Origin of the sequence: Chamaesiphon sp. OTE_8_metabat_110, from assembly GCF_031382685.1 — a bacterium.
Classification (GTDB): domain Bacteria; phylum Cyanobacteriota; class Cyanobacteriia; order Cyanobacteriales; family Chamaesiphonaceae; genus Chamaesiphon.
Genome location: NZ_JANMZA010000125.1, coordinates 1 through 5,595 on the forward strand (window position 1 = coordinate 1; position 5,595 = coordinate 5,595).

General features: G+C 43.8%; 7 protein-coding genes. 6 read left to right on the forward strand and 1 reads right to left on the reverse strand.

Annotated elements, in window-relative coordinates; all coding sequences use genetic code 11:
* The 6 genes from RMO52_RS04415 to polA all read left to right on the forward strand — a co-directional run.
* Positions 1–345 (forward strand): Uma2 family endonuclease (locus tag RMO52_RS04415; protein WP_310411242.1); only part of this gene is annotated, 345 nt, incomplete at its 5' end.
* Between the two features lie 110 nt (positions 346–455).
* Positions 456–893, forward strand: coding sequence for a hypothetical protein (locus RMO52_RS04420; RefSeq protein ID WP_309738016.1), 438 nt, complete (start codon positions 456–458; stop codon positions 891–893).
* Positions 894–995: 102 nt separating this feature from the next.
* The gene (locus RMO52_RS04425) at positions 996–1,469 is read left to right on the forward strand and encodes a hypothetical protein (RefSeq protein ID WP_309738017.1); all 474 of its coding nucleotides are present in this window, start codon (positions 996–998) and stop codon (positions 1,467–1,469) included.
* Between the two features lie 262 nt (positions 1,470–1,731).
* A complete protein-coding gene (locus tag RMO52_RS04430; protein ID WP_309738018.1) occupies positions 1,732–2,076 on the forward strand; it encodes a hypothetical protein in 345 nt (114 codons plus the stop codon).
* Positions 2,073–2,258, forward strand: coding sequence for a hypothetical protein (locus tag RMO52_RS04435; RefSeq protein ID WP_309738019.1), 186 nt, complete (start codon positions 2,073–2,075; stop codon positions 2,256–2,258). Before RMO52_RS04430 ends, RMO52_RS04435 begins: the two co-directional genes overlap by 4 nt.
* A gap of 10 nt (positions 2,259–2,268) precedes the next feature.
* Positions 2,269–5,190, forward strand: a complete 2,922-nt coding sequence (gene polA / locus RMO52_RS04440; RefSeq protein ID WP_310411247.1) for a DNA polymerase I — start codon at positions 2,269–2,271, stop codon at positions 5,188–5,190.
* A gap of 267 nt (positions 5,191–5,457) precedes the next feature.
* Here polA and RMO52_RS04445 read toward each other — a convergent pair whose 3' ends face one another.
* Entirely contained in the window at positions 5,458–5,589 is a 132-nt protein-coding gene (locus RMO52_RS04445; RefSeq protein ID WP_310411250.1) for a PEP-CTERM sorting domain-containing protein, read from the reverse strand.
* Positions 5,590–5,595: the final 6 nt, after the last annotated feature.

A 5,595-nucleotide genomic window follows, 5' to 3' on the forward strand; every position in this document is an offset into this window, starting at 1 on the left:
CCAGGTAGAGGGGCGAGGATTACGACGGATGACTATATCGAAGGTGCGCCAGAATTAATTGTCGAAATAGCAGCTAGTACAGTCTCGATGGATCTTCACGAGAAGAAAGCTGCATATCGTCGTAATGAGGTGCAGGAGTATATTATCTGGCGAACTTTGGATCGAGAAATCGATTGGTTTAGTCTGCAAGATGGTGACTATATTCGATTGGAACTCGACGAGAAGGGGATAATTAAGAGTCAAGTTTTTCCTGGCTTATGGTTAGCAGTTGAAGCAATGTTATCAGGAACAATGGCGGATGTTTTGGCAGTATTGCAGTTAGGATTAAATTCAGTTAACAGTTAATAGTTTAAGTCGCTCGATCGCTACAAGCACAACCCGATCGAGTGTCTGATGTTAAAATAGATAGTACTGCAAACATATATCGAGCTGGATGACATTAATCTCGAACTGCTATGACACAAAGCAATGAATCTATCGATCGACTAACGCGGCTAGAACGGTTGATGGAGCAACAATTAATTAACAACGCCGAACTATCTCAACAGATTAAAGAAGTTAACGCCGAGCTATCTCAACAGATTAAAGAAGTTAGCGTTCAAATTAAAGCTCAAGCAACATTTCACGATCGCTTCGAGCAATCCTTATCGGCAACGAGACAATTGATTGAATCTAATGCAAAAGCGATAGCAGCTAATAGTACGAGTATTGAAAGCGAACGTAAGGCAATTAGGGAATTGCGCCGCACTATTCGCGAATCAAGACTAGAAAATATCGACCGTTATCGAGAATCTCAAGAGCGGAGTAATTCACTCTATGATACCCTTGAAGATTTGCACGAAGACATCAAAGAAATTGGACGTAAGATCGACAGGCAAAATCCTCCTGACTAGAGATTATGTCTAGCTTTATTCGCTCGCTATCTAATCCATAGATCCCCAATCTGTTTGTTATAATTGTCTATTAAATAAAGTAGCTGTTAGAAAGTAGATCGGATGACTCACTCGAATGACACACCCCTAGAAAGATTACCTCAGCTTGAAGAGATAGCTGAATTATTGGCTCGATCGATCTCAGCATTCGATAGAAGGATGGAGCGGATGGAAATTCAGGCGACAACAGAGCGAGAACAAAGAGCGAGTGAATATCTGAAACTTCAGCAATTAATAGCTGCTACCGCTCAAGCAAATGCGGAAAATACTCAGCAAATTTCTAAACTACTTGAAGTAAAACGTACTCACGAACGCAGAACTAGTTCAATTGCTAAATCGGTAATGGCAGTTACTTCTGATGTGAAAGAAACTGTAGTTAGTGTCAAAGCGATCGCCCGTGCTTTGGAACGACAGAATCGAGAACTTTCTGATACATTGAGGCAACAGAGCAGAGATTTTTTTGATGCACTCGATCGTCATCAAGACCAGATCGATACATTCATTAATCGATCGAATTGGGACACAGATGATGATTAGAATGAATCGATCGATTTATAACTATCTTCAATAATGATTGAAGTCTAGGCGGTGGAAATGCACCACCATATATCTTTGATGTTTTATCTAATAAACATAAGGTCATTAAGATGTTAGAAACAATTTTCTGGACTACGGATGAAGTTGTCGCAGCTTCAAATTTAAAGGATGTGCTTAGACATGAAATTATCTATCCTGTGCTGCCACAATGCAAATGAATCTGAGATAATAGTAATATATCCTTCCAACATACTCTCGATCGATGGCGAAGTTATCTGAAGAAACCTTAACGATGACTTTTGGGCTACTCCGTCAACTTGCAGATGCAATCGAATTAGCTAGCACAACAGAGTGGACATTATTCGATAGATATGGAGAGACAGCTAGAACGATTGGTGAATTGGAAGAACTGCAAAACGCCAGAGAAAGACTCAACCAGTCTTACACTCGCCTCAATACCCTGCTGTTGAAGATTTTGGAAGCACAGCCAATTGCTACAAATGCTATGCTAGATCTACTGGCAAAAGCAATTGAGAATGGGCAAGCTAATCTAGAAGCTGCTAATGCTAGTACTCAAGAGATTAAAAGAGGTTGGAACCTATCATGACCGAGCGATATCCTTATCCGACGGAAGAAACTAGAAAAAGTTGTCTCGATAGGTTACGAGAGAGTAACCGCCAATTAGAATTATATAATTTGTTCCTAGATGATGCAATCGCTCAAATCGATTTAGAATTACGTCAGCACAAACGGGAAAGATTATTACAAAAAGTCCCACCTGCACAATAAATTAGATTTTATGTCTCCCCTATTAATTCTCGTCGATGGACACTCTCTGGCTTACCGTTCCTACTTTGCCTATGCCAAAAGCAAGAGCGGTGGCTTGACGACTTCGGCGGGAGTGCCGACGAGTATTTGTTTTGGATTTGTCAAGGCTTTGGTCGAGATTATTAATAGTCAGAAACCGGATTCGATGGCGATCGCGTTTGACTTACGCGCGCCGACTTTTCGACATGAAGCTGATGATAATTATAAAGCCGATCGAGTAGAAACGCCCGAAGATTTCACGATCGATATTCAGAACTTGTATGGGTTATTAACGGCGTTAAACTTACCGACGATTACGGCGGTGGGATTTGAGGCGGATGATGTGTTGGGGACGCTGGCGGGGAGAGCTAGCCGCGAGGGTTATCGGGTGAAGATCTTGTCTGGCGATAAGGATATGTTTCAACTGGTGAGCGATGCCGACAGAATTAGTGTGTTGTACATGACTTCGACTTTTGCTCAAAGTAGCCCTTCAGTAGTGGAAATGAATGAGCAAGGTGTCATCGATAAGATGGGGGTGACTGCGGCGCAGATTATTGACTATAAGGCTTTGTGTGGGGATAAATCGGATAGCATTCCTGGGGTGCGCGGGATTGGCGATAAGACGGCGGTGAAGTTGTTGAATGAATATGGAGATCTGGCGACTATTTACGATCGCGTGGCGGAGATTCCAGGTGCGAATGGGAAGAAATTGATCGCAGGTAAGGATGATGCAGATCATTCTCAGTATTTGGCGAGAATTATTACTGATGTACCGCTGGAAATTGAGTTACCAGAGACAAAATTAACTGGGTTTGATTTCGCGCAGGTGCAGCCAATATTGCAAACATTAGAATTGCATCGATTTAGTAAAGATATCGAGAAACTTCAGGAAGCTTTTGGTGGTGCGGCTGCTCCGACTCTTGAGAGTATTAATAGTCCCCACGAAGCAGTTCATGAGCTTGTCACACCACAGGGATCGATTGTCGCTGATGATGGCGGTGACGATATGTGGTTTTTTAGTGCTGAAGATACGGATAAATTTCAACTCAGTCGGCAATCGCCAATTCAACCACAAATTATCGATACTGTCGCCAAATTACAGGCTTTAATTACCAATCTTCAGCAGTATACCGATCCAAATCGTCCCATTGCTTGGGATACGGAAACTACCGATTTAGAACCGCGCAATGCGGAGTTAGTCGGGATTGGTTGTTGTTGGGGTGCGGAGCCTGACATGATGGCATATATTCCGATCGGACACGATTCGGGGGATAATTTAGAACTAGAATTAGTCCTGACAAACCTCAAACCGATCCTCGAATCTGCGACATATCCGAAGGTATTGCAGAATGCAAAATTCGATCGATTGGTATTTAAAAACCAAGGTATTGAACTCCAAGGCGTCGTCTTCGATACGATGTTGGCAAGCTACGTTTTAAATCCTGACAGCAGCCACAATCTCACCGATTTATCCAGCCGCTATCTGAGCATCGTCCCGCAGAGTTACGATGACTTGGTAGCAAAAGGACAGACTATCGCCAATATTAGCATCCCCGCAGTCGCCGAATATTGCGGCATGGATGTCTGGGGTACCTACCGCCTCTACGATCTCCTCACAGCCGAATTAGCCACCGCACCGAAGTTACTTGCGCTATTGCAAGATATCGAACTCCCCCTTGAACCCATCCTCGCGGCGATGGAAGATCGGGGCATCAATATCGATGCTGAATACCTGAAAACACTCTCGCTAGTATTAGCTGAAGACTTAGCCAAAATCGAAGCGCAAACCTACGCACTCGCAGGCGAAAAATTCAATCTCGGTTCGCCCAAACAACTCGCGCAAATCCTATTTGAAAAACTCCAATTAGACACCAAAGGTATCCGTCAAACTAAATCTGGCTACTCCACCGATGTCAATACCTTGGAGAAATTGCAAGGCAAACATGAAGTCGTCGATCTGATTTTACAACACCGCACTTTCTCCAAACTCAAATCTACCTACGTCGATGCTCTCCCCGCTCTAATCCACCCAAAAACGGGCAGAGTTCACACCGATTTCAATCAAGCTGTTACCGTTACTGGTAGACTTTCATCCTCCAATCCCAACCTCCAAAATATCCCCATTCGTACCGAATTTAGCCGCCAAATTCGCCGCGCATTTATCCCCGCACCTGGTTGGATTCTCGCCGCAGTTGACTACTCGCAAATCGAACTTCGCATCCTCGCACATCTGAGTCAAGAACCTGTTTTAATAACTGCCTACAACCAAAGCGAAGACATCCATACCGTCACCGCCAAACTATTGTTTGAAAGCGATACCGTCACCAGCGAACAACGCCGCATGGGTAAGATCATCAACTTCGGCGTAGTGTATGGCATGGGTGCGGCAAGATTCGGGCGAGAAACTGGCATCAAAGCCAGCGAAGCCAAAATCTTCATCGAGAAGTTTTACGATCGATATCCAGGCATTTTTGACTATTTAGAGCGCATCAAACGAGAAGCGATCGCCCTCGGATATGTGGAAACTGTCTGCGGACGGCGGCGGTATTTCCGATTTGAAAGTGGTAAATTGCGCGGTTTAAAAGGTAGCGATCCTAACTCGATCGATCTGGATAATATCGGTAATCTCGGACAAGTAGATGCGGGAAATTTACGCGCGGCAGCGAATGCTCCGATTCAGGGTTCGAGTGCGGATATTATTAAGTTAGCGATGATTAAAATTGATAAGTTATTAGAGCAATATCAAGCGAAAATGTTGTTGCAAGTGCATGATGAATTGGTGTTGGAAATCCCGCAAGATGAGTGGGAGGAGTTGCAGCCGAAGATTAAGGCAACTATGGAAAGTGCGGTCGATCTGAGTGTGCCGATGGTGGCGGAGATTGGGGTTGGGGCTAATTGGATGGATGCAAAGTAAATAACGTGAGTTGCTAATTAGTCTGAGTTTGGGATAATAAAAATTGACTTGCTTCGCACAAAAACCGCCCTGAACTATAAGTTCGGGCCAATAGCACAAGTTATCTGAAGATAACTATCGCAGATCTTAGTTCGTTTTAACGAACTTTTGCTATTAGCCCCAAATTCATTTGAGGGCGGTGCTGAAGCGCAGCTAAGAATCATTGAGTGGAGATCTTCAACCCGAACTGGTATTGCGTATTACTAAACAATACCAGCCCAGTTCAATCTACACCTTATTAGCATCCGCTAATTTCTTTCTGATCCGAAAAGCTGCCGTACCACCAATGAGGGTACCGATAATGCTAAAAGGTTCGGGAACGCTTTGAGCAGTCGCCGTACCAAATTGGATGTTATCGATAGCTGC

Bases quoted from the DNA above. Each gene is read 5' to 3' on its own strand.
- RMO52_RS04420 (WP_309738016.1), top strand. From the start codon at position 456: ATGACACAAAGCAATGAATCTATCGATCGACTAACGCGGCTAGAACGG.
- RMO52_RS04425 (WP_309738017.1), top strand. From the start codon at position 996: ATGACTCACTCGAATGACACACCCCTAGAAAGATTACCTCAGCTTGAA.
- RMO52_RS04430 (WP_309738018.1), top strand. From the start codon at position 1,732: ATGGCGAAGTTATCTGAAGAAACCTTAACGATGACTTTTGGGCTACTC.
- RMO52_RS04435 (WP_309738019.1), top strand. From the start codon at position 2,073: ATGACCGAGCGATATCCTTATCCGACGGAAGAAACTAGAAAAAGTTGT.
- polA (WP_310411247.1), top strand. From the start codon at position 2,269: ATGTCTCCCCTATTAATTCTCGTCGATGGACACTCTCTGGCTTACCGT.